We start from the raw sequence: 4,280 nt of genomic DNA, 5'->3' as shown, positions 1-4,280 counted from the left end.
TTGTCTAAGGTCGTAACTGTAGGGGGCTGGCATTTTGGGTCTTCTGTAGATATCCTTGCCATTATACGTCCTAACTTCTCTGTCTTGTAATCTAAGTATTCCTTATATTCTACCAAGGGGTAGAAATCCCACTGGGACGTTATTTCGGGCATTGCAGCCTTATTTGGTCTCCCAAACGTTTCGCACGGTGATGATACTTTGTACGGTGGTGCGGGTAATGACACTATTTTCGGTGGTGATGGTGATGATGTGTTGTTTGGAGATGAGGGTAATGATTCTCTGATTGGTGGCCCAGGACGCGATCGCTTTGTGATTTTTGCTAATGGCGGCACGGATACTATTACTGATTTTGTCTCTGGGGAAGACCTGATTGTTCTCGGTGGTGGTTTGCGCTTTGAGCAATTGAGTATTACTCAAAATGTCTCGTCGGCGGTGATTACCCTAGATACGGAAGAGTTGGTGATTTGGGAAGGGGTACAAGCGGCAGCTTTAACTGAGGATGATTTCATCACTTTCGCGATCTAAGATTAGGTGAGACTACTCCTCACGGTTTGTGCTGTGGGGAGATGGGTTCCTGGTTAAAGTTGAATGGAGGGGTGTTTGTGGCTCCATATCAAAGAATCGAGCAGCGTTTCTTTTCTGTGTTATTTGGGATCTTGATTGGGTTAACTTTGCTGGTTTGGGTTCTTAGGGGGTTAGGGGTTCTGGGATTTATCCCTGGATTGATAATCTGGGTGTTGTTGCTGTCAACCATCGCTATGGGGGTTCTGTCTAGAGTGGCTCGATAGCTCGGTTTGGTAATTATTCGGTCACTGGGATAGACGAATTGGGTTGAGTTGGGCTATAATGGCGAATGGCCTAAAACAAGGCGCTTCCTTAAATCTAGGTTGTGTGCGACGGGTTCACTTATTCCGAATAGCACCAATCGGATTTTTCAGAGGACAGTGTTGTTTATTGAGCTTCAGCCTACAGCCAGAAATGGCCTGGGCAACTGCTAAGGTGAAACTTCCTGGCAGTTGGCGAGAACGCCGCTTTCCAGTCTGGTAGCAGGATTGGGAAACTACGGTTCTATTGCGTAGCAATCGCTCGTGGTCGCGTTCATGTCTTCTCAAGTATCTTTCATATAGGAGGAGACGGGAAGACCTCAAGTAAAGTTATTATTTTTTAGAGAGGTGAAGGATAAAACATGACCCAAGTTATTCTGGGTGAAAACGAACAATTAGAATCCGCACTGCGTAGATTTAAGCGAGAAGTGTCTAAAGCTGGCATCCTGGCTGATGTTCGCAAAAAACGTCACTTTGAAACCCCTCCAGAAAAACGCAAGCGCAAGGCGATCGCTAATCAGCGTCAGAGACGAGCTTTCCGTAAAAAGCGGATGTTCTAAAGCGCTTCATAACCCGATATAACCGCGAACAAAACTCCTATTCTAGTTCTATTGGACTAGAGTGGGGGTGGCTGCGGTTTTTTGGTTATTAGATAATTTGGGAACTGGGTATTGGTAAGGAAAATGTGAAGGTGCTACCTTTGCCTAACTGACTACTAACGAAAATTTCGCCGCCTTGAAGTTCCACCAAACGCCGGGTAATAGCTAAACCAATTCCGGTACCTCCATAATTGCGCGATCGCGATCTATCAGCACGCCAAAATCTTTCAAAAACATGGGGTAAATCTGCCTCAGAAATACCAATTCCGGTATCGCTGACATCCACAAACAAGTAACCACCATGAGTATAAACTTCTATTTTAATTAGACCATGTTTGGTGTATCTGATGGCATTTCCTAATAAATTAACTAAAATTTGTTCAGTGCGATCGACATCAGCTAAAGCCAGGGGTAATTCTTCAGAAAAATCTAATTCTAACATCGGTCCTTCTTCCAGAAGTTGATCAGAAAAACGCTGCACCAAAGACTCTAATAAAGGCCGTAATGCTAAAGGTTGGGGGTTAATGGGTAAATATCCAGATTCAACCTTAGAGAGTTCTTGTAAGTTATTTATCAGCCTTTCCAGGCGTTTAGTTTCCTTGGTTAACTGCTGATAAATATCTGGTGATGGCGAAATTCTGCCTTCGGCCATTTCTTCTAAGTATCCGCGAACTACAGTGATCGGAGTTCGCAATTCATGGGTCAAATCACTAATTAATTCCCGCCGTTTTTGTTCAACATCTTGAAGACTACTAGCCATCTGATTAAAACTCATCGCCAGTTGATTTAATTCATGAATTTCACTAGATGACATCCTTTCTGAGAGATTACCCTTGGCAAATTTATGGGTAATTTCTTCCATCTCGGTGAGAGGCTGAGTAATGCGTTTAGTCACCCAATAACTTAAACAGACAGCAGCAGTTGTTCCGGCTAAAACAGACCAAAAAGTGCTACGATTCCAAGCAATTTCAAAGCCTTCTACTAGGCGAGTTCTTACATATTGTAAGCGAAAGCCAGGACCTTCTAGTTGTTCCAAACTACGGACAAAGAACCGAGGAGAGGAAATTTTGCCGATGATCACCAGGGATGTGACCCCAATCAGCATAACCAGGAGGTGGGATAAAAATAGGCGCGATCGCAAATCTACCTTTGCCATTAGTTCTGGGTATGTATGATCTAGTAGGGGTCGAGAGAGATGTCGCCATCTCCCCCTCCCATACAAAACCGTACTTGAGGCTTTCACCTCATACGGCTCCTAATCTGATTGTTCCATTGTTAATGATACAGCGTTGGCGTTATCTAGCGCCGTCTTATCATCATGACAGTGGCGGTGTAATAATTGAAGGTTCTTGTATTCATCCTTTCCGCCTAAACTTCGAGGTATAATGTGGTCTACTTCAACTAAATCCGATGGTGCGAAATACTGTCCACACCAGGTACACCTACCTTTTTGCTTTTTGAGTAGTTTTGCTACCCTGTTTGGCGTGTCGATTGCTTGTCCTTTCCTGGTTGCCCAGTAAGTCCAATTTCCGTCGTATGGTGTTGCGTCAGGGCGTATTATGGTATGTCTGACCAATGGAGTCCAGTTATGTTGCCATAATGTGAGTCCATCCTTAGTCTTGAATAACCAGGATTCATGTCTTTCTTTCCCATTGCTAAGTTTAACCGTTCCTTTATGGAAGTAGTTTCCTAGCTTTTCGTAACTTGCCTTTCCGCATCTTGAAATTGTCCATGCCCGTAACATTAACCAGACTATGCTATCCAGTTTATTAAAGGTTTCTGTTGAAACTACTGCTGAATAGTAGTTTGACCATCCCCTTATGATTGGGTTTAGTTTACCAATCAGGGCAGATTGAGGTGCTGTTTTATGTTGTTGAATTACACCTTTTATCACTTCTGTATGGGCTGTAACTGCTTTATTACTGGGTTTTATATAGGTTTTGTGACCGATTAATCGGCTGTTTCCTCCACCTGTTTTTCCAGATTTATACTTTCCTACTGGATATTGCCTGATATTAAAACCTAGAAAGTCGAACCCTGGTTCTTCTGTTTTGCCATTATACTCGATAGGATTGAGTGTGTGGCAGATTCGGGTCTTTTCAGGTTTTATTTCTAGTCCTACAGATTTTAACCATTCAGAAATAGCAGTTTTGCACTGTTCAATGATTCCTAAGTCTTTGGATATGACCACAAAATCATCGGCGTATCTTATTAGGTTGACCTGGGTGGTTGTCCCTTTATTTGGATACATTTCCTTAACTAACCTTTCCATTCTATCCAGTGCGATGTTGGCTAGGAGTGGACTTATTACCCCTCCTTGAGGTGTCCCTGAGTCTGTATCCTCGAATACACCGTTATCTAGCACGCCAGCTTTAAGCAACTGTTTCAGGTCTTTCTTTAGGCTGCTTGGACAATGAATTTTGGACAGTAGGTAATCATGGTTTATTCGGTCGAAACACTTTGCTATATCAGCATCCAACACATAATAACTACTATGTTTGATACATAGATAGATTCGTGCTATTGCGTCATGGGCTGACCGTCCAGGTCTAAACCCATAGCTTGTTCCTTCAAATCTTGATTCCCATTCGGGCTCAAGTGCCGACTTCACCAAGGCTTGCCTGGCTCTATCTTGGATTGTGGGTATTCCTAGAGGGCGTTTTTCATCCCTACCAGGTTTTGGAATCCACACCCGTCGCAGTGGTTTTGCTTTGAGGTTTCCCTTAATATTCTCAACAAGTTCAAACCTTTGTCTTGATGAGATTGCTCTCATTCCATCGACTCCAGCCGTTTTCTTGCCTTGATTATCTTGGAGGGCGGGTTTATTAAGCTGACTGTTGGGAAGCATGGCTGACCG

5 protein-coding genes are annotated in these 4,280 nt (G+C 43.4%); 3 read left to right on the top strand and 2 right to left on the bottom strand.

Going from position 1 to position 4,280, the window contains the following annotated elements:
- The first annotated feature begins 198 nt into the window (after positions 1 to 198).
- The 3 genes from ACTIE0_RS23035 to rpsU all read left to right on the top strand — a co-directional run bounded on the left by ACTIE0_RS23035 (position 199) and on the right by rpsU (position 1,384).
- Positions 199 to 525, top strand: coding sequence for a calcium-binding protein (locus ACTIE0_RS23035; RefSeq protein ID WP_006624095.1), 327 nt, complete (start codon positions 199 to 201; stop codon positions 523 to 525).
- 321 nt (positions 526 to 846) lie between these two features.
- A complete protein-coding gene (locus ACTIE0_RS23030; protein ID WP_006669199.1) occupies positions 847 to 1,047 on the top strand; it encodes a hypothetical protein in 201 nt (66 codons plus the stop codon).
- 139 nt (positions 1,048 to 1,186) lie between these two features.
- Positions 1,187 to 1,384 (top strand): 30S ribosomal protein S21, encoded by a 198-nt coding sequence (rpsU, locus tag ACTIE0_RS23025; RefSeq protein ID WP_006616180.1) that lies wholly within the window; start codon positions 1,187 to 1,189, stop codon positions 1,382 to 1,384.
- A gap of 88 nt (positions 1,385 to 1,472) precedes the next feature.
- On the opposite strand, the gene ACTIE0_RS23020 is transcribed toward rpsU, so the two are convergent.
- Together ACTIE0_RS23020 and ltrA are read right to left on the bottom strand one after the other, a co-directional pair.
- Complete coding sequence (locus ACTIE0_RS23020; protein ID WP_006616179.1) at positions 1,473 to 2,579, bottom strand: sensor histidine kinase; 1,107 nt, start codon at positions 2,577 to 2,579, stop codon at positions 1,473 to 1,475.
- Between the two features lie 99 nt (positions 2,580 to 2,678).
- A partial coding sequence (gene ltrA / locus ACTIE0_RS23015; RefSeq protein WP_439517002.1) for a group II intron reverse transcriptase/maturase occupies positions 2,679 to 4,280 on the bottom strand: 1,602 nt, incomplete at its 5' end.

The organism is Limnospira sp. (genome assembly GCF_051859755.1).
Taxonomy (GTDB): domain Bacteria; phylum Cyanobacteriota; class Cyanobacteriia; order Cyanobacteriales; family Microcoleaceae; genus Limnospira; species Limnospira fusiformis.
The sequence above is the reverse complement of the archived record's forward strand: the minus strand, read 5'-3'. Positions and strand labels throughout refer to the sequence as shown.